This window comes from Lachnospira eligens, assembly GCF_009680455.1.
In the GTDB taxonomy this organism is placed as follows: Bacteria; Bacillota; Clostridia; order Lachnospirales; family Lachnospiraceae; genus Lachnospira; species Lachnospira eligens_A.
Genome location: NZ_WKRD01000003.1, coordinates 99562 through 124815, shown reverse-complemented (window position 1 = coordinate 124815; position 25254 = coordinate 99562). Strand labels below are relative to the sequence as shown.

Sequence of the window (25254 nt, the reverse complement as noted above, 5' to 3'; positions counted from 1 at the left end):
AATATGGAGGGATTTAATTATGCTGCAATGTAAAAATGTTACTAAAAAGTATATGAAGATGACTGCCGTTAATGGTGTTTCCATCGACTTCATGCCTGGCAGAATATACGCTCTGCTCGGCTCTAACGGAAGCGGTAAAACAACTTTAATGAAGATGATAGCAGGTCTGGTAAAACCCACTTCCGGGGACATCACTCTTTCAGGTGTTCCAATAGGAGTAGAAACTAAGAAACACATAGCTTATATGCCTACTGAAAGTTATTTTTATAACTATATGAGCTGTGCTGATATTGGAAAATATTATGATGATTTCTTTGAGGATTTCTCACTTGACCAGTACTACAACTATCTTAATGAGATGAAGCTTACGCCTGACATGAAAGCCAGCAAGATGTCATCAGGAATGATGGCTAAACTTAAGCTTGCTGTTAATCTTTCAAGAAATGCATCTGTTATTATGCTTGATGAACCACTTAACGGTGTTGATATTGTTGCAAGAGAGCAGGTTATCAATGCGGTAATCAGCAAGGCTTCACCTGATAAGATTATCATCATGTCGAGCCACCTTGTTGATGAGCTTGAAGCTGTTATTGACTACGCAGTATTTATCAAAGACGGTGTTATTGTTTCACAGGGAGATGCTGAAAATTTACGAACAGCTTCGGGCATGTCAATCGTTGACCAGTACAAACGCATTTATGCATATTAAAAGGGGGAATCTTCAATGTTAAAATTAACAAAATACGAATTGAGAAAGAATCTTCTCGGTATAGGAATCGTGGCAGGTATTATCTGTGTACTTCAGGCTCTGTTTATGTTTTTCTGCCTGACTGAAAATCTTAACTATACAAGCCTTTTCGGAGGACTTTTAATAATAGCTGCCTCTGTAAGTTATTTTATTGTATTTATATTTGGAGTTGTAACATATTATAGAGAACTTTCAAGCAAAAGCAGTTACCTGATATTCATGACACCTAATTCATCTCTTAGCATAATTACATCAAAGCTGCTCTATACACTGATTATTGGAATAGGAATTTCAGCAATATTCATCGGCTTTGGAGTTCTTGATATATTCATGATGGCTGGTGTCTTTGGTGATCTGGCTGACGCACTCAAGAATTTCTCAGAAATGTTAAAGATTATGGGTATTGATGTTGTCAATATAATTATTAATATTGTAGCTGGAATAATATCATTCCTTATAGCTTTCTTCTTCCTTATATCACTTGCATACTTTGCCATAACACTATCTTCAACTGCCTTGCAGAACAATAAGATTAAAGGATTTATCTCAGTTATATTATTCTGTGTCCTTGCATATGCAACAATTAAGATTTCTTCTTTGTTGCCTGAACTTTATAAGAATCCAGACAGCTTATCCCAGGCATTAATGTCAAGCCTTCCAGCTACCATATTCCAGTTATTAATGGTGGTTGCATGCACATTCGGAAGTGCTGTGCTTCTTGATAAGAAGGTAAGTCTGTAATCATATTCTTATTGAATGAAATGTTGACTGTTTACATTTTTTGGGATGATACATTTCACTGTCTCTGGATAAGTGACAAAACCTACCAAAAGCTTCATGGTATTTAATTGTGTAGGTTTAATTCTTACAAATACATATGAATTTTACTTAAAAGACCTACCAACTTGATGTTCTCATCGAATATAGTAGGTCTTTTTATAATTATTCTATTGTTCAAAGACAGATTTCATCTCCAAAACACCTACTAAATTTCAGATATCATTCTATCTAGTAGGTTTCCAGACCTTACATGCCATACATCTCACAGCCAATTGACCTACTAATCTCCTAATTCATCTCTATCCAGTAGGTTTTCAACCTGCAATTCAAGTCTCTTACTCTTCCACATAATCAAAAGCAACAGCTTTCATGCGCTCCTTGAACAGCTTGTTAAACACTGCAATTACACGACCAACGCCAATCATCGAAAGAATTGTTCCAAGTCCAAGACCAAGAAGTATATGTCCAGTAAAGAGTCCTATTAAAAATGTTGTGCAGACATTGAATATATCAAAACAATTCTTGCAGAAGCCCACACCCTTGCCGGTTCTGCCTTTAAGCCTTGTAGTATCACTTATTGCCTGTACAATTCCATCTCCCGGATTAGGTATAATTCTCATATTCAGTGACATTGCTGCTCCTATTCCTGTCAATAATACAGCAAGCAGCAATACTACAATCTGTAATACAATGTTGTTATGTACAGATGGAATAAGTGCTGAGAACACATTCAAGAAGCGGGTAAATACTATACTTACCGGTATCTGTAAGGCATCTCTTATAATATACATTCCAAGATACTTAGCTTCTTTTCTGTCTGTAAGATACCACACAGTATGCATTATCATCTCAATCAAAACAAAGATAAAATATACAATCATCGTCATATTGGCGAAGTTAAATCCTATGATATGAGATATCGAATATGGCACTGAAATTATTGGTGAAACACCAAGATTAGCTTTCGTATTAAGCATAATTCCAAGTGCAAGTATCAGTAATCCCAGAAGATAAAACACCCATCTGATAATAAGTTTATTTCTGCTCTTCATTCTTAATTGCCTCCCAGAGGTTTTTCTCAACTTTGCCTGCCATAACAGATAGTGTCTGCACCTCTTCTTCACTGAATCCATTATATATAACATTATCGATTCTGTTAAATATCCTGATAACTTCATCAGCCTTCTGGCTGCCATAATCAGTAAGTAACACATTCCACGACCTTCTGCTTACCGGATTATTTTCTCTCTTTAACAGACCATCCTTTTCCATTCTGTCTAATGTTCTTGACATCGTAGTTACATCCATAAGGCAAGCATCCGCCAGCTCTTTCTGATTCATAATCCCATGTTCTCTTAATTCCTTAAGAATTCTTGGCTGCCCCTGGCCAACTGTAAGCCCAAGTTCAATAAAAAATGGCCTTATCAGCCGTCTTCGAAGCATTTCAATATCAAAGAACACATTTTTAATTTCATTATCCATAATTACATTTCCCCTCTTAAGCACTGATTTCATGCGGTATACGACACTGTCTAATCAAGCTCAAATTGTCCTGTATACAACTGGTAATATCTTCCCTTCTGCTCTAACAGTTCATCGTGGCTACCTCGTTCAATGACTTCACCCTTTTCAAGAACCATTATAGCATTGGAATTTCTTACTGTCGAAAGTCTGTGAGCGATAACAAATACTGTTCTTCCCTCCATTATTGCGTCCATGCCATTCTCAATAAGCCGCTCAGTTCGCGTATCAATCGAGCTTGTCGCCTCATCTAGAATAAGCACCGGCGGCTTGGCAATCGCTGCTCTCGCGATAGCAAGAAGCTGTCTCTGTCCCTGCGAAAGATTGCTGCCATCAGCAGTAAGCATCGTGTCATACCCTTGAGGAAGTCTTGTTATAAATGAATCAGCATTAGCAATCTTAGCTGCCTCCCTGATTTCCTCGTAAGTTGCATCAAGCTTTCCATATCTTATATTATCTGCAATAGTTCCTGTGAACAAATGTGTATCCTGAATTACCATTGCAAGTGAACGCCTCAGGTCGTCTTTCTCAATATCCTTTACATCAATGCCGTCATAAGTAATCGTACCTGACTGGATATCGTAAAATCTGTTTATAAGATTAACAATAGTAGTCTTTCCCGCTCCTGTCGAACCAACAAATGCTATCTTCTGTCCTGGCTTTGCAAACAACGAAATCTTGTTAAGTACCCTCTTTTCAGGCACATATCCGAACACAACATCATTAAATCTTACATCACCCTTAAGCTCAATAAGCTCCCCTGCCGGCAGCTTCCATGCAAATAATCCTGTCTTATCAGAAGTTTCTGTAAGGGTATTATCCGCATTTTTAATGACATTGCACAAAGTTACTTTCCCTTCGTCAAGCTCCTCTGCCTCATCCATCATGTCAAATATTCTCTCAGCTCCCGAAAGCGCTGAAAGTATGAAATTAACCTGCTGTGTGAACTGGTTTAATGGCATGGCACTCTGTCTTACATACACAAGATATGCAGATATGCTGCCAAGGTCCATGATTCCTTTTATTACAAATATGCCTCCAACGCAGGCAGAAAGCGCATAATTGAAATATGACAGACTTACAATTATCGGGATAAGCATGCCCGAATATGCAAGTGCATTAGTCGATTCCTTTCTAAAGCTCTCATTCATCTCACAGAATTTTTCAAAATTCTTCTGCTCATGGTTAAATACCTTTTCAACCTTCTGACCTGCCATCATTTCTTGAACAAAACCGTTGATATTGCCAAGCTCCTTCTGCTGTCTGTGATAATATTTCTTGCTGCGTTTACCATTGTATTTGATAAAGATGAACATAAGAATAAGAAAAACAACAACAATAATAGTCAGCCTTACACTTAATACCAGCATCATTGTTATAGTTCCAAAAAGCGTAAGAAAGCTCTGTATTACCATGGCAAAACTATTGTTCATTGCTTCCTGAACCGTATCAACATCATTAGTGAAATGACTCATAATCTCACCATGTGTATTATTATCAAAATATTTTAACGGAAGCTTCTGTGTGTGCTTAAAAAGGTCCATTCGAATCTCGCTTACTACCTTCTGGGAAGTATGCACCATAAGCCTGTTGTAGCCAAGCGTTGAGAGCGCACCGCACGCATACATGACACCCATTCCGCACACAGCAATGATAAGCCCCTTCATATTGCCCGGCACGATAAAATTATTAACTACAGGCTTTATTAAAAATGTTCCCATAATTCCTGCACCTGCACTTATAAATACAAGAATTGCTATAAGCAGGAATGCCCATTTATAATGACCCAGATATGAAAGGAGATGCTTAACAGTCTTTTTTGTGTCCTTTGGTCTTTTATATCCAACATACTTAGCCATTAAAGATCAGCTCCTTCCTTCTGTGATTCATATATTTCCTGATATATCTTATTAGTCCTTAACAGGCTTTCGTGTGTTCCGATTGCGTCCACACGACCGCCGTCCATAATAATTATCTGGTCTGCATGACACACTGACGATATTCTCTGTGCAATTATAATCTTTGTCATATCAGGCAGCTTCTTTGCAAGTGCATTTCTTATCTTTCCTTCTGTTGCAGTATCAACCGCACTCGTTGAATCATCAAGAATAAGAACCTTCGGCTTCTTTAATATTGCCCTTGCAATACATATTCTCTGCTTCTGTCCTCCTGATACATTGACACCTTCCTGTCCCATCTCTGCATCAAGTCCTCCAGGGAGCCTGTCTATGAATTCATCAACACACGCTATGCTGCATGCCTCTTTAATCTCATCCAGAGTCGCATTTTCATCGCCCCATCTTAAGTTATCAATAAGTGAACCTGAAAACAGTGTATTCTTCTGCAATACAACTGAGATTGCATCTCTTAAATGTCTTACCGGGTATTCCTTAACATTTATTCCATCTATCTTAATCTCACCCTTACTTGCATCATAAAGTCTTGGAATAAGCTGGATAAGCGTCGTCTTTGATGAACCTGTCTGGCCAATTATTCCGACTGTCTGTCCTGCATTAATGTGAAATGAAACATCTGACAGCACATATTCTTTAGCAGTATCCTTATATTTAAACCAGACGTGATTAAATTCAATCTCACCCTTCTTAACTTCAATGTCCTTTGCATTCTCATCAGTTATATCAATCGGCTCGTCAATTACCTTCATAATTCTTTCTGCAGAAGCAAGTGACCTTGTCATAAGAAGGAACACATTTGACATCATCATAAGAGAATTAAGTATCAGAAGGACATAGCTTAAGAAAGAAGTAAGCTGTCCAATCATCATCTGTCCTGAATTAATCAGTCTTCCGCCTATAAGAAGAATACCAAGAATTGTAGAATACATAACGAACTGCATAGCAGGCATGTTAAGTACAGCTATTCCAAATGCTTTCTCTGATTCGTTTTTCAGATTATCATTAACATTCCTAAATTTTTCAATCTCATAGTCACCACGCACATATGATTTAACAACTCTTACTGCTGTAAGATTCTCCTCTATACACCTGTTTACAAGGTCGACTGCTCCCTGCATTCTTCCATATCGTGGACCAACATTAATGATTATTATGATGAGCATGACTGCCAGAACTGGCAGTGCCACAAGAAAGACCAGTGCCAGTGTTGAATTAATCTGAAATGCCAGAGTCGTTGCAAATATCAGCATTACCGGACTTCGTCCAAATGGACGCATTCCTGTCGATACAGCATTCTGAATATTAGTTACATCACTTGTGAGTCGTGTAACCAATGACGAAACACTGAAATGGTCTATATTAGAAAATGAATAAGACTGAAGTTTCTCGTACTCAGCCTTTCTTATATTAGCACCCAGTCCCTGACCTGCAAGTGCAGAAAATCTTGCACTTCCCACACCTAATATAAGCGCAGCAACTGCACATACAGCCATCTGGATACCTTTGTTTATTATATATGGAACATCTGAATTGGTCACACCTATATCAATCAGGTCAGCCATCAGCTTAGGCACCATAATCTCAAGCACAACTTCAACACCTATACATATAAGCGCCAGCCATGCGTATTTCTTATATTCTTTCATATAAGAAAAAATTCTTCTCAACATTACTTGCACCTCCAATTGTTGCATATGCAACTATTGTATTTTCAAGTTCAAGCAATGTCAAGAAGGCATTTTTATAATTATTTTACATTTTTCTTATATACTATATAAGAAATTACTGATGTAATCACTTCGGTAATCCAAAAAGCATGCCATACACCAACAGCACCTGTTATCCTTGACATAACGAATGCAACCGGAATTATTACCGCAACATATCTGCACACAGATATGATAAGTGATGGAAATCCTTTTCCAAGTCCTTCAAGTGCCCCCGCCGAAGTAACTGATACAGTTGATACAATAAATCCGGCACTTATGATTCTTAATGCTGTCTCTCCTTCATTTATTGTGTCAGGATTGCTTGTAAACAGACCGATAAGTGAACCCGGTATTGCAAGACAGAGAATTGTACCTGCTGCCATAATAGCAAATATAAGTACCATTGATGTCTTATATATCTTTCTTACTCTCTCATGCTCTCCTGCTCCGTAATTATATCCCATAAGTGGTCTCATTCCCTGCACAACTCCGTTGGCTGGAAGATAAAGGAATGTCTGCAGCTTGTAATACACGCCAAGCACGAATACATACACAGCCGAGTAAGCCGCAAGTATTACATTAAGCACTGATATAAGAATAGATGGAAGTGCTAGGCTTAAGCTTGCCGGCATACCGATAGAATAAAGTCTCTTTGCCATTGAACCTTCTATCCTCATCTCTGATTTTCTGAATTTAACCGGAATAGGCTTAACAATATATATTATTATATATAGCACTGCTGCCGAAGTCTGACCTATTCCTGTCGCAAGTGCAGCGCCCTCAATTCCCATTGCAGGAAATGAGCCTATTCCGAATATCATCATCGGGTCAAGCACAATATTAACTATACAGCCTGTCATAAGACAGACCATAGAAGCATTCATTCTTCCAACTGCCTGAAACACCTTCTCAAACATAAGCTCAATTCCAAGCATTATTGAAAATGCAAATGCAATATTGGAATATTTAAGTCCCAGTGAAACTATCTCTGCGTCCTTTGTAAACATTTTTAAAAATACCGGCATGCCTGCTATGCATATCACAGTAAGCACAACAGCGTGTATGCAGCTTAAGAGCATGCCCTGACTGGCTGCCTTGTCTGCCTGCTTCTGATTCTGTGCACCCATAAAAAATGATATGACTGCATTAATTCCTATTGCAAATCCTATCATAACCGAGCTTATAAGATTCTGTACCGGAAATACAAGTGACAAGGCTGTCATCGCATTTTCACTTATCTTAGCAACAAAGAAGCTGTCAACAATGTTGTACAATGAATTAACCATCATTGATATTACCATTGGAAGCGACATTTTTAATAACAATGGGAGTATCTTCTGCTCCTTCATATATGTCTGATTCATATTATCTACCTGTCCTTTTCGTAAAAAAAGAGCCATCGAGTGGCTCTTTTTTAATGATACACGATAATATTTAATTATTCAACCAGATTCTTTCTCGTATACATAAGCAGTTCCATTATAAGTATCAGTGGCATTGTGAATATGCACCATACTGATTCTCTTAATGCTTCAAGCATACAGATTCTTACTATCGTTCCCCTTCTCATCCCCAGACCATGAAGCAGCTTATATCTTTCTTTTCTGCGTTCAATCCTGTTTCTTACAATGATTGCCATTATAAGAAGCTGGATTACAACTGCCGCTGCTATTGTTATTCCATATTGAAGAATATTGTTGATAAGCTGTGTTCTGTATATATTCTTTGCGTCAACATTAGAACCATATGCAAGGTCATTATTCTCGAAGTACACTGACAGCTTGTTATTAGTTGCTGAAAATGCTGATGATAAATCATACTGTACACTCAACTGGTTATAATGCAGGCTGAAATCAAGGTCACCCGTCATCTCATCACCTGTCATTCTCTCCATAAGGTTTCGCTGGTTATCAACTGCCTGCTCTGCCAGTGACATTCCGGCAAGTGCTGTGTAATAACCATAATCGACCATTATTCCGTTGAAATCCTCTCTTACATCATTGGTTACTTTTATAACTGCTGCAACAGTTGGTGATACACATGCGTCAAATAATACTTCGTATCCGTCCAGAATCTGTTTATCATTAGTTTTATCATAACCACCTATACTGCTTCCCCCATGACCATCATAATCAACATACAGATTGATTTTACCGGAATTATTATATTTTTCATAAAATGCCTTATCATACGGATATACGTAATTTCCTGATGTCATATCGCTCTCAAGATGTATGTTTGGATCTACCGGCAGCTGATAATAATTATAATTAAGGGTATCACCTGCTTTTAGTGTGTCATCATATGTTCCGTCAGGGGCGTCCTGCAGGAATACTACAACCTGTCTGCCATTAACGAAATCATCATAATTTCTGTACTTTTTATCAATATATTTCTCAAGCTTATTATACAGTTCTTTAGTAGGATTAACATACTCTGTAGAATATATATAACGATACCCATAATCTGTAATTGGTGTATCTCTTCCGTAACCATTATCTGGTGAAATAGTATCCAGTCCCATCTTGTGGTAGTCCTGATTATCCCAGAACCATGTCCTTTCTGATTCAAATGCAAAATATGATATTGATTGTATTCCTCCGATATTATCAAGCTCTGCAAGGAATTCTTCGGTAAATCCATCAAGCAGATTGGTATTACCCCTTTTACAATATCTGTTAAGATAATTTACTAATAAAGGTTCCAGCATTATCAAATCTTCATCATTATATTTTATAGAATAGACAGGTCCTCCGTCATCTTTAAGTTTATTCTTTAATTCACCAAAACTTATATTGAATCTGTTTCGTTCTTTCCACGGATTATTTAAAAGCTCACTTCTTTCCTGGCTATAATCATCACCTTCCGGTATATTATAAAACCCTTTTACATACGCATAATAATATATATACATTTCATACACTGAATCTGTCGGGTCTAGATATCCATATATATCAGGAAGCGCATTGTTAGCCTTATATGCTGTATATGATTTTCTTATCATTAACGCTGAGAACACGAGTATTCCGCATATACATAATGCAAATGCCCTGAGTCCCACAGCCATAAATATGCCATCTCTTCTCATTAATCTCGAGCTTATTGTCCTGACAAGATTAGCTGGCTTAATGCGAGATGGCTTTCCTGCGACACTGACAGATTCATGTGTCCTGCTCTTAACTTTTTTCTTACCGCCTTTATGTTTTCTTAACCTGTTAGCGATAAGTCCCGCAAGTTCTTCTACCACAATTGCAGCAATTACTGAGCACACGCTCTTTATTATTATACCTGCAGTAATTTTATAGAAATGGAATCCATTATGAATCTCAAGTCCCTTTCCTATCGCAAATCCTGTGAGCAGTGCCAGAATAAGCCCCACAATACCTGCCGGAATAATTATAAGTGCATTCTCAGTGATATACATTTTACGCATCATGGACTTGTCCATGCCAAGTCTTCTGAATCTCTGGTATGCTGTCTGTCTCCTGCCACGGTACTCTATTAACTGGTATGAAAGTGCAAGAATTCCAATTACCATAACAACTATGTACATATAAGCATATACAAGTGCTGAACTCCAGGGCTGGTAATCATATACTGCGGAATTATATTCTGTCTCTGTCTTTGCGTCTTCTTTAATCTTCTTATACACAGTATTGTAATCTGATGTTCTGACCGATTCTTTCAATGAATACAAATATGAATTCCTACTCTTTGTGTTAAATACTGAAAGTGCATTTTCAGTTACGACAGCACCTGGCATCTTCCTGCCATATTTCCATATGCTTGTGTAATTGGCAAATATGCCACACAGACGGAACTGTCTTTCCTGTCTTGCTGACGCATTATACACACTGTTTTCTTCACAATATCTGATTGTGATTGTCTCCCCTATCTCACCCACATAGCCAAGCGACAATAGTGTGTTCCAATCCATTGCTATCTCGTCATCATTCTCCGGAAGATGTCCCTCATCAAGCTTAAGTCTTCCCTGTTTTACAAATGCTTCATCAAAGCTTCCTAGTATGTACCCTGTCATCTTCCAGTCCTGATTGAACATATCAACACATGTAACTGCCTTAACAGGCGGATTAAGATATGCATGTTCACTTAAAGACTTATTAGGTTCTTTAGATGTAACTTCACATAAAAACCAGTCCCCAAATCTTGATTTATTAGACGACATCTGCCACTGGTACATATTCTCCTGAAATATAAGAACCGCTGTTACAAAAAACACGGCTGCAAGCGTGGTACACGCTGCTTTGATAATCTGCGGCATACGTCTTTTAATGCTCAACAGAGTAATCCCAAATACCGACATACGCAATCCCCCTTTCGTATGTACTTCTATGTTACTGACACACACCATCTACTATAGTAATTATCTTATCCGCATAATCTGCCATCTGTCTGTCATGCGTAACCATAATTATTGTCTGATTGTGCTTCTGGCTTGCCTTGGATAACATCTGTGCAACTGTTCCCGCACTTCCTGCGTCAAGATTACCAGTCGGCTCATCAGCAAGGATTACAGCCGGATGAGTAATCAGCGCTCTTGCTATCGCAACTCTCTGCTGTTCACCACCTGACATCTGCGATGGAAACTTATTCTTACAATGCGATATTCCCAATTCCTCTAACAAATCATCAACTTCATTCTCATCAGGCTTCTTGCCATCTATAAGAATCGGCATAACAACATTTTCATATGCTGTGAATTCTGGAAAAAGGCTGTAATCCTGATATATATATCCTATATTTCTTCTTCTGAACTCTGACAATTCCTTGTCCTTCATTCCTGTTATCTTCTTTCCGGCAATAATAACACTTCCGGTATCCGGCTCGTCAACACTTCCAAGAATCCTCAAAAGTGTTGATTTACCTGAACCACTCTTTCCTATTATTGCTGTAAATTCCCCCTGTCCAAACTCAAGTGTGCAGTTCTTGAGTGCCGGAACATCAACGCTTCCGGCATGATAAGTTCTTTCAATGTTCTCCGCTCTTAACATAATCTCGTTCATAATATACCCATCCCTTCTATCCATATTTTTATAGTTTCCTCACAAATCCAGTAAACATCAGCAGTTCCATTAACAATAACAATGGCATTGTAATCACGCACCATACCGATTCCCGAAGTGCCTCAAGCATACATACTGAAACAATCTTTCCACGCCTCATTCCCAGACTGTGCAAAAGCATCATTTTTTCTTTTCTTCTGTTAATACGGTTTCTTATAACAATTGCCATAATTAACAGCTGCATAACTATCATTGCAATAATAGTGATTCCATACTGCAGTATACTGTTGATAAGCTGTGTTCTGTATGTATTCTTGATATCAACATTACTGCTATAAGAGATATCGTTATTGTTGAAATACACACCTATCTTATTATTGGTTGCTGAAAATGTTGATGTCAGGTCATACTTTATGCTTATCTGGTTGTAACACAGTTCAAAATCCATATCACCGCTTAACTCTTCTCCAATAAGTCTCTCCATAATATCTTTCTGTCTGTCAACCGCCTGCTGTGCCATGTTAATACTTGCAATTGCGGTATAATAACCAAATGTCGGAATTATTCCATTGAAATCCTCCATAACCTCGTCAGTAACTTTGACAACAGCAGCAACCTGTGGAGCAACGCATGCATCATAAGCTGCTTCGAGCTTTTCCATAAGCTTATAATCAGGATTAAAATCATGTGTATTGTTGTAATCTAATAAATACCTGTTATATGCTTTATCATAAGGAAATATTGAAAAATATGAAGAATCAATTATATTACTCTCATCACCATACGTATTCTCATCTACTCTGTAATAATTATAATAAAGTGTATCTCCGGCATTAATAGTGTCATCATATCCACCCTCTGGCAGATCTCTTAAGAATAAAACCACCTGTTTTCCTTCCTTAAATGCTTCATAATCAACATACTCTTTATCTATATATTTCTCCAGTTTGCTGTATAGTTCTTTGGTTGGCTGTGCATATTCTGTAGAAAACAAATACCTGTCTCCATAATCAGGAAGATGCTCTTTATGATATGAACTTTTTTCAGGATGAAATGTAAATGTCTGCATCTTTTCATAATCCTGTGAATCCCAGAACCAGCTTCTTTCTGATTCAAATACAGAATATGACACGGAATTTATTCCATTAATCTCCATCAGCTCGTCAATAAATTCCTTAGAAAATCCTTCCAGAATATTATTATTAGGATCTTTTAAATATTTACTCTGCCCCATATTAATAAAGCCAAGTGACCTTCCTATGCTGTCACTGTCATTAACCTTGATTGCATCATTCCAGTCCCACATATTTCCGGCTTCAACTAATTCCTTTATCTTATCAAAATGTATGTTATATCGTATTCTCTGCTTACTGACATACTCACTCATGTCATTCCTGCTTGTGATTTCACCAGTATAATTCATTGACTTCAGCGGCAGATTATTATAGTCCTTAAGATAATACCAGTAGTTCATAAATAATGCCGTTTTATCCTGATTAACATCAATATATCCATATATATCCGGCACACTGTCATTGCTCTTATATTCTTTAAAAGCATTTTGAATCTTCAAAGCAGAAAATATAATAACTCCACATATACATAATGCAAAAAGCCTTATTCCGACAGCCATCAAAGCCCCATCTTTTCTTATAAATCTTGAACTTACAGACCTTACAAGATTATGCCTGTTCATACGGCTTTTCTTATAATGCATATGTACCGGTCTGCTTACCCATTTCTTGGACACTGCTTTCTTTCTATAGAAATGTATGTTGGATATTATTCCGCTAAGTTCCTCAACTATAACTGCAATCACCACCGAACTGGCACTTTTAATAATAACCTCCATATTCACCCTGTAGAATTCATAACCAGACTTGGCTTCAAGTGCCTGTCCTGTAAAGTGTCCTACTGCCAGTGCAAGCAGAATGCCAATAATTCCTGCCGGAATCAGTATAAATGCGTTCTCTGTTATATACATTTTACGGATGCCTGCTTTAGTCATTCCCATCTGGCTGAACATATTATACGACTTGCGTCTTGTATTCCTGTATTCAATAAGCTGGTATGACAATGCGAGAATTCCAATAACCATGACTACAACATACATATACATGTAAACTGTTGCTGACTTCCATGGTGAATAATCATATACTGCCGCATTATATACTGTCTCGCACCTTATGTCTTCCTTTATCTTCTTATAAACATTTGCATATTCACTTGTTCTTATCGAATCCTTGAATCCATACAGATACAGATTATCAATTTTATAATCAAAATCGTTTAACTTCTCATCTGTAACTAATGCTCCTGGAATCATTTTCCCGTTCTGCCATATATTGGTATAATTCTGAAATATTCCTACTAATGTATATGTTTCGATTCTTTGATCTGACTCATAATTAATATTATCTGCACGATAATAATATATTGTTATCTTCTGTCCTAACTCCCCTGCATATCCAAGCTTTAACAATGTATTCCAATCCATTGCAATCTCATCATTATTCTGTGGCATACGGCCTTCGTCAAGTTTTAATCTGCCCTGCTTAATGAAATCGTCTGTCATGCTTCCTATATGCAACTTCGTCTCATTCCATTCACTGTCATATAACTCCACACTGCTTTTCGCGCTGACCGGCTCACACAGATAATTATGTGTGCTTAATATTTCGTTAGCTTCTTTCTTACTTCTCTCACATATGAACCAGTCTCCGAATCTTGACTTATTGGATGACATCTGCCACTGGTACATATTCTCCTGAAATATAAGAACCGCTGTCACAAAAAACACCGCCACAAGTGTTGTAAGCGCCGCCTTCCATATCTGCGAGAACCGTCTCCTTATACTTTTGAAAGTAATCTTTAAAACATTCATTCAAGTACCCCCTGTAAGATTTATGTATATACCTTATTACCATGCTTATACATTATCATGCGAACCTTACAAAAACCTTACAGCCAAATATTTTTATAAGACTTCGCAGTTCTTTGTCCATTTTATATGTGTAATGCTGGTATGAGTGTCTATAGCACAAAATTTGAATATGACGAGCTGTCCAGGAGTTAATGCCGCTATATACATAAGGTCAGTTCACAAAAGCTCGTTCAAACGAAGTGCGTTTGCTTTTGTGGACTGTAATAAACTTTGTAGATAGCGGCATTTACTCCTGCTAAGCGATGTCATCCTGAAAGTTTTGTGCTATAAACACTCATACTGACAGGGGATATATATGATATGGACAAACAACTGCGAAGTCTCTCTTAATTAATCTTCCACCGGTAGCCGATTCCGCGGATTGTCTCTATATAAGCTCTGCCGTCCTCACGGTTTCCAAGCTTTGTCTTTAGCCTGCTCACAGTAACTGTCAGCGTATTATCCTCTACAAATGTTCCGTATCTGTCCCACATTTTCTGAAAAAATGTATCTCTTCTTACAATAAGTCCCTTGTTGTTTATAAGTATCTCTAATACATGAAATTCTGTCGGAGACACACATATCTGTTTATCTTCATGAATAATTGACTTATTCTTAAAGTCTACTGTAAGAGTTCCATCTTTATAAATGTCTGTGCCACCTGATATTCTTCTAACATTAGCCATTATTCTTGATACAAGCTCCGCAACCCTGAACGGCTTCACAACATAGTCATCACCGCCGCAGTCAAGTCCTTTAATAATACTGTCTTCATCATCACACGATGTTAAAAATATTATTATCTGACTTCCGTGTTCTCTTATCTTCCTGCAGACATCAAATCCATTGCCATCAGGCAGATATACATCTAACAAGAATACATCTATTACAGCTTCTTCCTGTTCATATATATTATTAAACTGTCCTACGCTTGCCGCTTCCACAACTAAATATCCTTTTTCCTGTAATATTCCTGCAAGCTGCTGCCTTATAAAATCATCATCTTCCAATATAAGTATCTTGGTCATATTCCCTCCCAGACAGTACATTTTCTATATTGTAATGCACTAACCTTACACGTATCTTACAATTCAGCCTTTCTCTTAAGAACATATCTTGGTATCTGTACCCTTATAACAGCACCCTTTCCGTCCTCGTTATTACGCACATCTACGGTTCCATGATGTGCTTCAATAATGAGCCGGGACAGGTTAAGTCCTATACCGGCATGCCCTGCGGCAGCACTTCCCGTTGTCTCAAACCTGTCAAATACATACGGTATCCGGTCCTCTTCAAATCCACTTCCATTATCCTTAATATTGACTATACATTTGTCATCACGGCATGCAGCTTTAACTTCAACCTTATCGCACAACTCGCTGCTGTTCTGTATTATATTGATAAATGCTTCTCTTATCCATTCTTCATCAGCATTGATGCAATAGTCTTTGTCATCACATTCCACCGTTATATTGCAGTCATTCTTAGGAAGCTGGTTCACAACATCACAAAGCATGCTGTTCACATTAATGTCCTGCTCTGTCATGATTATCTTGCCTGCTTCCATTCTGCTTATTGTCATCAGCTTACTTATAAATGACCTGATTCTTTCAATCTGTTCAAAACATCTTTCAAGAAGCTCCCTGTTCTCACCGCTCTCCTCTAATCTGTCTAATGCAAGACTGAGTGCAGTAAGAGGTGTCTTAATCTGATGTGCAATATTCTCTGTAAAATTCTGCAGTTTCTCATTACGCTCAACAAGAAATCTTTCATCTGCTTTCTGTTTTTTCTTTAATTGCTGGTTCTCTGTATCTAGATTAATAACATATGAATAGATATCATTATGTCCGATTTTTACAATCATCCTTATACATGCTGCCATTACAACTATAATTATAATTATTCCTGCCACTGCAATTATCCACTGACCACTTCTATAATACATATATGATGCACCATTCTCTGTATAGCCGCACTCCTTGACTACGTTCTTATACTTTGATACATCACTCAATGAATACCTGTTATAAAACATCATATCTATCAGATATTCTCCTGATTTTTCATCTATGTTATACAAGCCTGCTGCCAGTGCCCTGAATTTTAATTCATAAAATCCAGTCGTAACAGCAATTATAAGTATAGCAATTCCTGCCATAACACAAAAAGCAGCCATCATCTTTTTTCTGATGACGGCTACTTTCCTTGTTGCTATATGTTCTATATCTTTTTCTTCCTCTATTAATACTGTATCTGACATAAATCCCCCTTAACTACATGCATTAGTTTCTGGAAGTATTATATCATTTTATTCTGTTAAAGCATATCTGTTAATTAAAATGAATTGATTGATGGCCTGTTGGCAACAGTTTGTTGACCAAAGTCCACTAAACTCCTGTGAATTCTCGATTTCGTAGGTATATTTTCCAACTTAATACGTTGATTTCAACCATTAAACCCACTCATTCATTATCCAGATACATTTTAGTAGGCTTTTCCCATCAATTATTCTCTGAAAGAGCCACATCTCAACTGAAAAAAGCATACTAAACTTGATATATTTGCCCACTTAGTAGGTTTCTGCCTCAAAAAGCCAGAAATCCAACTCACATCACGGCAAGCTCATATCTTACTTCTTCCCCTTCTGTGTCAGCAGAACTGACATTATCAATGAAGTTATCGGCACTGTAAGTATTATGCCCATTGTTCCTGATATTCCACGCATTATCTCAATTGCAACCGAGTACATGTTAAGAATCTGGTGCATCTGGTATGAATATGCGTATATTATCATGACAAGTCCCAGACTTCCTCCTGCATAAGCAAGAATAAGTGTGTTAGACATTGTTCCTATCATATCACGTCCAATATTAATTCCTGCATGGAATATTTCCTTTGCTGATATGTCAGGTCTGTTTTCTTTAATCTCATGTAATGATGATGAAACTGACATTGCAACATCCATTACTGCTCCTAACGATGCAATCAGTATTCCTGAAAACAGCATACCGCCTATGTCAAGCTTTGAATTCTGACCTACATATATTAGATTCTCTATATCATCAACATTATATCCTGTTACATGTCCAAAATGTCCGAAAACAAGTGCTATAAGACCTGATACAACCACTCCGGCTATTGTACCAAGCATAGCGCCAATTGATTTCTTCTGAAAATCTGCCAGCAGGATAAATGTTATTAGCGTAATTATGACAACTGATAATGTAGCTGCAATAAATGGTGAAACACCTATATACATCATCGGAATATACATCATTACTACAACTGCAAATGTGAATATAAGCGCGAGTACTGAATTGAAACCTTTCTTTCCGCCAACCAGCCACATAAGTCCGAAAAATGCTGCTAATAACGCAATTATCTCCGGTTCACGGTCATAATTATATACATTGGCTGAGAGGTTTCCATTATATTCACTTATATTAGCTATTACCCTTGTTCCAACCTTACAGTTGGCTCCGTACAGATATCCGTTAAGACTATACGCTTTTACTTCTTCTCCCTTGTGGCTTCCTGATTTAATACGTAAAACAACCTCCTGGCTGTCGCCGCTTTCTAAGTCAGCGGCAGCCTGAAGGTCTTCATTATCATTCTGTATAACCACTGCCTTAACAAACTTAGTATTGTCTTTGGCAAGCAGTGGTTTTCTTTCTACACTTGTGTAGAATAGAAACATCGCAATCATAATAAGTGCCACAACAAGGTATTTACCAAATGTGTCTATTATCTTTCGCAAATGTCTTCCTTCTTTCTGATTCCAACTATAACAGCGCCGATACCTGCTGCGGCGGCAGCCATACAAGCATATACTCTTGCAAGCATGTTATCTCCTGTCTGTGGAGCTTTGCCATTATCAGCTGATGAAGATGAATTGGTTGAAGTATTATCTGCCGGTGCAGATGGTTCTGTTACAGTATTGTTATCTTCCTGTACAGTAAGTGCATTAATTGCATTAACAACTGCAGTTTTTGCATCCTCTAATGCCTTGGCATCAATCTTAGGTGCATTCTCAGACTTATAATCCGCAAGCTGTGCCTGTGCACCTTCCTGTGTCTGAATGTATATAGTCTTGTCCAGAAGTGTTGATACACCCTTCTTAAATCTGTTAACACTCTTTCCACTTTCAGATGTTGACTTATCTGCTGCATTCTTTACAGAACCATATCCTGACACTCTGTCAGTATCCTTACCATAATTATTTACGATATCTGCAAGCATTGGATCCTTGTCTGTTGTATATGCTGCCTTAATCTTCTTTAATGCTGAAAGAGCATCTTTAAGAGAATTCATGCTGGCTTCTGTATAATTAACCTCTGTGCCGTTAATTAAAGCTTCTGCATTATTAATAACCTCATCCACTGACATATCTGTATTAGTCTTATTGATTGTAAAATCATCAGCATATTTATTACCATTGTAGTCATATGTCTTGATGGTAAGTGATCCGCTCGAAAAATCAATTGTTGAGAATGATGGGAGACATGCATTAGTTCTCTCTGCAATGTAGTATGGTGTGTAGTTAAGCAGATTGTAGTACTTAGAACCTGAGCCTGAACCTGTTGTTATATAAAGAGTTCCATCCGGATTAGTTACTGAACCGCTGCTTATATCATAGTCAACTACATTTCCATCAAGAATCTGATAACTTCTTGAAAATGTGTGGTCATGTCCTGTAAGACATATATCAATGTTAAATTCGTCCATTAATGGTGCAAATACAATTCTGTTAGTAGCAGCATCTGTATCTGCATGTGGCTGTCCTGAACCATAGATATCGCTATGGAATATTACAACCTTCCACTTAGCATCAGGATTGCTTGCTACAGCTTTTTTCATAAATGTTCTGTGTTCCTCCTGATTACGGTTATTGCTGTTTAATGATATGAATAACACATCTCCATAATTGAAATAGAAATCACTTCCTGCTGCTGTGCTTCCTAACTTATCCTCTGAATTAGGATTGTTAAAATGTGCTGAATAATCTGCACCAGCCATATCGTGGTTACCAATTGTGGCAGCGATTGGGAGGCTTCTGAATACTGATGGATAAAGATATCCTGCATACTCACTCTCTCTTGTCTTTTTATCATCATCCTTAGCTGCACCAGACTGGTTAATCTGATCACCTGCTGACAAAAGGAATGATGCATCTGGACATGTCTTTAATGCCTGCTGCATTGTCTTGTTCCAGTTGTATGCATCTCTTGCAACACTGGCATCATTAGCTGATTTATCTGAACTGCTTCCTGAAGCACCAACCTGAGGGTCACCGGTAAGAATAACTGAAAACTTATCAGTTGCCTTAGTTGTGTAATCATATTCAGCAGACCATACACTGTCATCTCCTGTGTAATTGTCTGTGTACTGGTAATGATACTGTGTGTTCTCTTCAAAGTAATCAGCTATGTTTACCTTATTAGCTGCACTGTATGACTTTCCCTGCCAGTTCTCAGCACTGATAGACTCGGCATTACCTGTTACAACCTTGGCTGATGACTTTGAGCCATCCTTCCATACCTTTACTGCCGGTGTTCCTTTTCCAGCTGAATACCATGAAAAATTAAGATCTGCCGCATCTGAGCCTGGAGTTAAAGCTACATTTTCAGTCTGTGCATAAGCTTTTTCTCCTCCCTGCCATACATTAGAAAGCCAGTTCTGGAAATCCGCTGAATTATCTGTATCCTGCTTGAATGTACTCTGACTCACATCCGCCTCACCATATGCAAATGCATTAATGAGTGGCGCCTGACTTACAAGAACTGTTGACATTGCAGCAAGTGCTGCACCTTTTCTTAATAAATTCTTACTTCTCTTCATTTTTTCCTCCACATAATGAGATATATTTATTCGTATACTGTTGTGCAACGAATTGTCATTACTATATCCCTATGTGGTAAACTTACAATAATTGCCCTGTAAATCTTATGTAAAATTTTTGTTGTAAGCAAAAAATAAGACACAGATGTTTAATGTCTGTGTCCGATTTTTTCAATTTATTTGTTTTCAAGCTTTGTAATACATTTATCCAGAGATGTTGCAAACCAGTCTATATCGTTCTCTGAAAATACCATTGGTGGACGAAGCTTTAAGATATTTCCATAATGACCTATAACTGATGTAAGAATATGCTCATCTCTTAACATCTCTATTACATTCAACGCCATATCCTTATCAGGTGTCTTATTACCATCATTCTTTACGAATTCAAATCCTAAAAACAAACCTGCACCTCTTACATCACCTACTGATTCAGGGTGTCTCTCCTGTACCTCTTTAAGTGCCTTAAGAAGTGCCGCACCTGCTTTCTTACAGTGTTCCTGAAGATTTTCATCCTTAATATATTTAAGAACAGCCTGGGCAGCGGCTATTGATACAGGATTACCGCCAAATGTGTTAAAGTAAGGAAGCTTGTCGCTGAAGGCTGCAAGTACATCCTCCTTTGCAGCTAGTCCTGAGATTGGAATTCCGTTACCCATCGGCTTACCCATTGTTATCATATCAGGGACAATTCCGTGTCTTGCAAATCCAAAGAATGCCTGTCCGGTTCTTGCAAATCCCGGCTGAACCTCATCTGCTATAAATACTCCGCCATTCTTATGTACAACATCTACTGTTGCTTTTAAGAATCCTACAGGGTCAGGATATATACCATCTGATGAGAATATTGAATCAGCAAGGAAACAAGAAAACTTATATCCTGCCTCATTTAATTCATCTATAGTCTTTTGCATCTCTGACGCATACCATGCTGTGAATTCTTCTGGTGTTCCACCATGACGGTAATAATCTGGTGCTGTTATAAGCCTTACATTAGGAAGTAATGGCTGACCGGCTCCAAGTGAAGGTGAACAGCCTGATGTTAATGCACTTGTTCCGTGGTAGGCTTCCTGTGTGATAATTATACCGGTACCACCCGTATAGGCTTCTGCCACACGAAGTGCAAGGTCATTAGCTTCTGAACCTGTACACATATACATTATCTTATTAATCTCATCAGGCATAAGTTCAAGCAGTTCTTCACTATAATCAAGAATCTTTTCATGAAGATATCTTGTATGCGTATTAAGAGTTTTCATCTGCTCTGTAACAGCCTCTACAACAGCCGGGTTACAATGTCCGACGCCTGCTACATTGTTATACATATCAAGATATTTATTGCCTTCACCATCCCACAGATAATCTCCTTCTCCACGGACAATGTTAAGTGGCTTTCTATAAAAAAGTCTGTAAGCACCTCCAAGGTATTTTTCTCTCTTACTAATCATTTCCCTTGTTTTAGGACTTAACATAGATGCATATTCTTCCTTAAAACTGTTAGAGTCCATAATACTTGATTCTGTTGCCATAATTTCCTCCATTCTGCAAAAAGAAAAAGCACAGAACCTCTGATTTCTCAGAAATTCTGTGCTCCTTTGCACTGTCATACAGATTCATTCTGTCTGACATATATAATAGCAACATTTGGTTATTTGTCAATTTATAATCAAATGCTTATTAATCATATTTCTTATTTATCTTAAGTTTTACAGATAATGCTATTAAAGCCACGACAATAATACCTGCAAGAACCCATACCCACACAGGAACATTCTTAATGTTATAACATCTTACATTAATCCACATCTGATTAATTCTTGTTGTCTCTTCAGCATCAAAATACTGCATAATAGCACTTCTATCCATAACCTCCTGCGTAGGATACTGTGCTGATAACTGTCTGTATGTCTGTTCTTCTGGAACTTTAAGTATATATCTTTCATCATCAGAATCCCCAGAAAAGAAATATCCCAGAGGATAATCTACAACATCTGTATCACTTTCATCTGCTCCGTAGTTCCACTTTACATAGTCGAATACAACATCACTGTCACCACCTGATATAACTGATGTATATCCAATATAGCTCATGTTTCTTACAGCATTTTCAGGTTTTGACAGAAAGTTAATAAAGCTCTGTGCTGCCTGCTTTTTCTCTGAATTGCCATTAATTCCAGACTTTAACATTACCCAGCCGTCAAAATAAAGGTTAGTACATTCTTCAGGTACTGCAAAATTAAGCTGAAAATCATCCTCGTCAGCCTGGTCCATAGTATATACAGCATCTCCAGACCACTGATAACCTGCGACTACCTTTCCTGTTATCATATCAGTCTTGGCACTGTCAGTCTCGAATGAATAGGCATTATTCTTAACTGACTGAAGATACTCCTGAATCCTGTCCACATTTGCCTCAGAAGTATCATTCATCTCCTCGGCAAGTTTTTCACGATAATCAGGACTGTTTATAAATGACGCTGACTTTAACTTGTCTGACTTAATTGCACCAACAGCTGCAAACATGGAATCTCTTACATTATCCTTAATCGTTATCTGACGTCTGAATTTGCTGTTATCAATTATCGTCCATGTAGATGCTTCTTTTTCTGTCACCTTATCAGGATTGTACACGATTCCTGTTATACCCCACATATATCCTGCAGCATAGCGGCTCCATGACTCACCATTAATCTTATTCTCGTCAAATGTTTTCTTGATAAATGGAGATACACCCTTAGCATAGTAATTATTAGCAATCGAAGTATCATAGAAATCATCTGAAAATGGCTCAAGCCAGTCCTCTGCCATAAGCTTCATTATCATATATTCTGAAGGACAGATTACATCGTAATCATCACCCAGAGTAAGCATGTTGTACAGTTCCTCGTTAGTTCCAAGACAACTGTACTGTACCTTAACTTTCTTGCCATAATTCTCATAATACCAGTTCTCAAAATCAGTAATTATCGAATTCTCACCCTTTATGCTTCCGCTCTCAAGGTCAATTATATCATCATCACTCCAGTCTCCGGTATCAATATATTCTTCCCAGTTGCACACACGGAGTATGATTGTATCGTCTGCTGCCACCGCTGTAAGACGGTTTGTATTAAACACTCCTGTTACTGCTGCTGTACCGCTTACTATCATTAAAGCTGAAAGTATTAACGCATTTATCTTTCCAATAATCTTATTCATCAGCTCCAGCCTCCTCTCGTACAGCTTTTCTTGCTGGTGCAAGATTAATTGCTATCTCAACTACAATAACAATAAGGAATATTATTGTAGATAAAGCCCACAAAGCAGTCTTGATATCAGTCTGTGAACCCTTGGTTGCATTAACAACATAAGTACTTATTGTGTCAAATGTTGCAGGCTTAGTGTATGTTGCAACGAAATAATCATCCAGTGATAATGTAACTGCCATAACAAATCCTGATGCTATACCGGAAACAATCTGAGGTATTATTATCTTAAAAAGTGCATACACAGGTGTTGCACCAAGGTCAAGTGCTGCTTCATACAGACTTGGATCCATCTGTTTTAATTTAGGAACAACAGCCAGATATACGAACGGTGCACTCAGTATAACATGTCCCACAACAAGAGGAATATACGTATCCTTACTGACACCTAATACAACTACAAGAAGAATACAGATAGAAAAACCTGTAACTACATCTGCATTGACAACAGGAACCTGATTAAGAACTGACATTGCTCCTTTTACTTTTCCCTTTGAATAAAATGCACCTATAGCACCTGTTGTTCCAAGTATTGTTGCAAGTACAGCACTTCCAACAGCAAGCAGCACAGAACCGATTATCATATTAATAAGCTCCGGAGTCGTAAAAAGTGTTACATAATTATGCATTGAAAATGCATGTATTGCTCCTATATTAGCGGCATCCGTAAAACTGTATACTGCAAGCACAAGAATTGGAATATACATGAACAAAAGGACAATGCATATAATCATATATTTCAGAAATTTCTTCATTATACAAGTCCTCCTCTTCCAGCATTTTCTGATTCTTTATCACCCGAAACCAGAGTGACAATACATATAATAACAAGAAGTATCAGTGCTATCATTGAGCCATTGTGCCAGTCATATGCACTGAAATAACTTCCAATCAGACTACCCATAATATATGTGCTGTTATAAAGCATATCAAGAACTACATAGTTAGTCATTGCCGGAAGGAATACCATTGACACACCACTGACAATTCCCGGAACAGACAATGGCAGTATAACCTTGATAAATGTCTGGAAATTATCCGCACCAAGATCCGATGCTGCTTCAATAACACTCTTATCAAGCTTTGAAAGCGTTGTATATAACGGAAGTATCATGAATGGAAGAAAATCGTATGTCATTCCTATTATCGTATTGATAAACGGATAATACGCAAGATTTCCCTCAATCATTGATAATATCTCTTTAAGTGCGGTAATTCTTAATGTGAAATTAATCCACATAGGCATAACAAAAAGCAGAAGTATTACCGCTTTTCTCTTTAACTTACTCTGTGAAAGTATATACGCTACAGGATAAGCAATTATAAGACAGACTGCAGTTGCAACAAATGCAAGTACAAGACTGTAACACAGAGTTCCAAGTGTATTAGGGTCTGTAAAAAAATTCTGCAGATTAACCATGCTGAATTGTCCCTGTCCATTAGTAAATGCATAATATACAAGGACAAGCAGTGGTGCTGCAACAAATAATATAAGAAACAGCCCATAAGGGATTCCAAGATATTTGCGTGAAAAAGACATATTTCTATCC

The 25254-nt window shown here is 37.7% G+C and carries 19 protein-coding genes; 2 read left to right on the top strand and 17 right to left on the bottom strand.

The window, feature by feature from the left end:
- Positions 1 to 19: 19 nt before the first annotated feature.
- Together GKE48_RS04590 and GKE48_RS04585 are read left to right on the top strand one after the other, a co-directional pair.
- Positions 20 to 709 carry an ABC transporter ATP-binding protein gene (locus tag GKE48_RS04590; RefSeq protein WP_119211547.1) on the top strand — a complete coding sequence of 230 codons (690 nt, stop codon included), beginning with the start codon at positions 20 to 22 and terminating at the stop codon, positions 707 to 709.
- A 15-nt stretch (positions 710 to 724) separates the two neighbouring features.
- Positions 725 to 1489, top strand: coding sequence for a hypothetical protein (locus GKE48_RS04585; protein ID WP_154300539.1), 765 nt, complete (start codon positions 725 to 727; stop codon positions 1487 to 1489).
- Positions 1490 to 1863: 374 nt separating this feature from the next.
- On the opposite strand, the gene GKE48_RS04580 is transcribed toward GKE48_RS04585, so the two are convergent.
- The 17 genes from GKE48_RS04580 to GKE48_RS04505 all read right to left on the bottom strand — a co-directional run bounded on the left by GKE48_RS04580 (position 1864) and on the right by GKE48_RS04505 (position 25244).
- Positions 1864 to 2580 (bottom strand): DUF6198 family protein, encoded by a 717-nt coding sequence (locus GKE48_RS04580; RefSeq protein ID WP_119211545.1) that lies wholly within the window; start codon positions 2578 to 2580, stop codon positions 1864 to 1866.
- Positions 2564 to 3010 (bottom strand): MarR family winged helix-turn-helix transcriptional regulator, encoded by a 447-nt coding sequence (locus tag GKE48_RS04575; protein ID WP_154300538.1) that lies wholly within the window; start codon positions 3008 to 3010, stop codon positions 2564 to 2566. Before GKE48_RS04575 ends, GKE48_RS04580 begins: the two co-directional genes overlap by 17 nt.
- Before the next feature lie 50 nt (positions 3011 to 3060).
- Positions 3061 to 4908, bottom strand: a complete 1848-nt coding sequence (locus tag GKE48_RS04570) for an ABC transporter ATP-binding protein (RefSeq protein ID WP_154300537.1) — start codon at positions 4906 to 4908, stop codon at positions 3061 to 3063.
- Positions 4908 to 6635, bottom strand: coding sequence for an ABC transporter ATP-binding protein (locus GKE48_RS04565; RefSeq protein ID WP_243138438.1), 1728 nt, complete (start codon positions 6633 to 6635; stop codon positions 4908 to 4910). Before GKE48_RS04565 ends, GKE48_RS04570 begins: the two co-directional genes overlap by 1 nt.
- A gap of 77 nt (positions 6636 to 6712) precedes the next feature.
- Entirely contained in the window at positions 6713 to 8038 is a 1326-nt protein-coding gene (locus GKE48_RS04560; RefSeq protein ID WP_154300611.1) for an MATE family efflux transporter, read from the bottom strand.
- Between the two features lie 74 nt (positions 8039 to 8112).
- Positions 8113 to 10998 (bottom strand): FtsX-like permease family protein, encoded by a 2886-nt coding sequence (locus GKE48_RS04555; RefSeq protein ID WP_243138437.1) that lies wholly within the window; start codon positions 10996 to 10998, stop codon positions 8113 to 8115.
- Positions 10999 to 11029: 31 nt separating this feature from the next.
- Positions 11030 to 11698: an ABC transporter ATP-binding protein gene (locus tag GKE48_RS04550; protein ID WP_070098743.1), complete on the bottom strand. Its 669-nt coding sequence runs from the start codon at positions 11696 to 11698 to the stop codon at positions 11030 to 11032.
- Between the two features lie 28 nt (positions 11699 to 11726).
- Entirely contained in the window at positions 11727 to 14582 is a 2856-nt protein-coding gene (locus GKE48_RS04545; protein WP_055214469.1) for an ABC transporter permease, read from the bottom strand.
- Positions 14583 to 14968: 386 nt separating this feature from the next.
- Positions 14969 to 15649, bottom strand: coding sequence for a response regulator transcription factor (locus GKE48_RS04540; RefSeq protein WP_243138436.1), 681 nt, complete (start codon positions 15647 to 15649; stop codon positions 14969 to 14971).
- Between the two features lie 56 nt (positions 15650 to 15705).
- Positions 15706 to 16881, bottom strand: coding sequence for a sensor histidine kinase (locus tag GKE48_RS04535; RefSeq protein WP_055287998.1), 1176 nt, complete (start codon positions 16879 to 16881; stop codon positions 15706 to 15708).
- Between the two features lie 369 nt (positions 16882 to 17250).
- On the bottom strand, positions 17251 to 18378 hold the full coding sequence (locus GKE48_RS04530) for a YibE/F family protein (RefSeq protein WP_154300534.1): 1128 nt from the start codon (positions 18376 to 18378) through the stop codon (positions 17251 to 17253).
- Positions 18366 to 20459, bottom strand: coding sequence for a purple acid phosphatase family protein (locus GKE48_RS04525; protein ID WP_154300533.1), 2094 nt, complete (start codon positions 20457 to 20459; stop codon positions 18366 to 18368). Before GKE48_RS04525 ends, GKE48_RS04530 begins: the two co-directional genes overlap by 13 nt.
- Positions 20460 to 20635: 176 nt before the next feature.
- Positions 20636 to 21988, bottom strand: coding sequence for an aspartate aminotransferase family protein (locus GKE48_RS04520; protein WP_022098916.1), 1353 nt, complete (start codon positions 21986 to 21988; stop codon positions 20636 to 20638).
- Positions 21957 to 22088 (bottom strand): hypothetical protein, encoded by a 132-nt coding sequence (locus GKE48_RS14915; protein WP_012740830.1) that lies wholly within the window; start codon positions 22086 to 22088, stop codon positions 21957 to 21959. The genes GKE48_RS04520 and GKE48_RS14915 overlap by 32 nt, the downstream gene beginning before the upstream one ends.
- Before the next feature lie 48 nt (positions 22089 to 22136).
- Positions 22137 to 23657, bottom strand: a complete 1521-nt coding sequence (locus GKE48_RS04515) for an extracellular solute-binding protein (RefSeq protein ID WP_022098915.1) — start codon at positions 23655 to 23657, stop codon at positions 22137 to 22139.
- A complete protein-coding gene (locus tag GKE48_RS04510; RefSeq protein ID WP_022098914.1) occupies positions 23650 to 24459 on the bottom strand; it encodes an ABC transporter permease in 810 nt (269 codons plus the stop codon). Before GKE48_RS04510 ends, GKE48_RS04515 begins: the two co-directional genes overlap by 8 nt.
- Positions 24459 to 25244: an ABC transporter permease gene (locus GKE48_RS04505; protein ID WP_012740833.1), complete on the bottom strand. Its 786-nt coding sequence runs from the start codon at positions 25242 to 25244 to the stop codon at positions 24459 to 24461. Before GKE48_RS04505 ends, GKE48_RS04510 begins: the two co-directional genes overlap by 1 nt.
- Positions 25245 to 25254: the final 10 nt, after the last annotated feature.

What these genes read in the sequence shown, in the direction of transcription:
- GKE48_RS04510 (WP_022098914.1), bottom strand. Translation starts at nt 24,459, where the DNA reads ATGAAGAAATTTCTGAAATATATGATTATATGCATTGTCCTTTTGTTC.
- GKE48_RS04550 (WP_070098743.1), bottom strand. Translation starts at nt 11,698, where the DNA reads ATGAACGAGATTATGTTAAGAGCGGAGAACATTGAAAGAACTTATCAT.
- GKE48_RS04525 (WP_154300533.1), bottom strand. Translation starts at nt 20,459, where the DNA reads ATGAAGAGAAGTAAGAATTTATTAAGAAAAGGTGCAGCACTTGCTGCA.
- GKE48_RS04520 (WP_022098916.1), bottom strand. Translation starts at nt 21,988, where the DNA reads ATGGCAACAGAATCAAGTATTATGGACTCTAACAGTTTTAAGGAAGAA.
- GKE48_RS04585 (WP_154300539.1), top strand. Translation starts at nt 725, where the DNA reads ATGTTAAAATTAACAAAATACGAATTGAGAAAGAATCTTCTCGGTATA.
- GKE48_RS04555 (WP_243138437.1), bottom strand. Translation starts at nt 10,998, where the DNA reads ATGTCGGTATTTGGGATTACTCTGTTGAGCATTAAAAGACGTATGCCG.
- GKE48_RS04565 (WP_243138438.1), bottom strand. Translation starts at nt 6,635, where the DNA reads ATGTTGAGAAGAATTTTTTCTTATATGAAAGAATATAAGAAATACGCA.
- GKE48_RS04590 (WP_119211547.1), top strand. Translation starts at nt 20, where the DNA reads ATGCTGCAATGTAAAAATGTTACTAAAAAGTATATGAAGATGACTGCC.
- GKE48_RS04575 (WP_154300538.1), bottom strand. Translation starts at nt 3,010, where the DNA reads ATGGATAATGAAATTAAAAATGTGTTCTTTGATATTGAAATGCTTCGA.
- GKE48_RS04545 (WP_055214469.1), bottom strand. Translation starts at nt 14,582, where the DNA reads ATGAATGTTTTAAAGATTACTTTCAAAAGTATAAGGAGACGGTTCTCG.
- GKE48_RS04505 (WP_012740833.1), bottom strand. Translation starts at nt 25,244, where the DNA reads ATGTCTTTTTCACGCAAATATCTTGGAATCCCTTATGGGCTGTTTCTT.
- GKE48_RS04535 (WP_055287998.1), bottom strand. Translation starts at nt 16,881, where the DNA reads ATGTCAGATACAGTATTAATAGAGGAAGAAAAAGATATAGAACATATA.
- GKE48_RS04515 (WP_022098915.1), bottom strand. Translation starts at nt 23,657, where the DNA reads ATGAATAAGATTATTGGAAAGATAAATGCGTTAATACTTTCAGCTTTA.
- GKE48_RS04560 (WP_154300611.1), bottom strand. Translation starts at nt 8,038, where the DNA reads ATGAATCAGACATATATGAAGGAGCAGAAGATACTCCCATTGTTATTA.
- GKE48_RS04580 (WP_119211545.1), bottom strand. Translation starts at nt 2,580, where the DNA reads ATGAAGAGCAGAAATAAACTTATTATCAGATGGGTGTTTTATCTTCTG.
- GKE48_RS14915 (WP_012740830.1), bottom strand. Translation starts at nt 22,088, where the DNA reads ATGTCAGACAGAATGAATCTGTATGACAGTGCAAAGGAGCACAGAATT.
- GKE48_RS04540 (WP_243138436.1), bottom strand. Translation starts at nt 15,649, where the DNA reads ATGACCAAGATACTTATATTGGAAGATGATGATTTTATAAGGCAGCAG.
- GKE48_RS04570 (WP_154300537.1), bottom strand. Translation starts at nt 4,908, where the DNA reads ATGGCTAAGTATGTTGGATATAAAAGACCAAAGGACACAAAAAAGACT.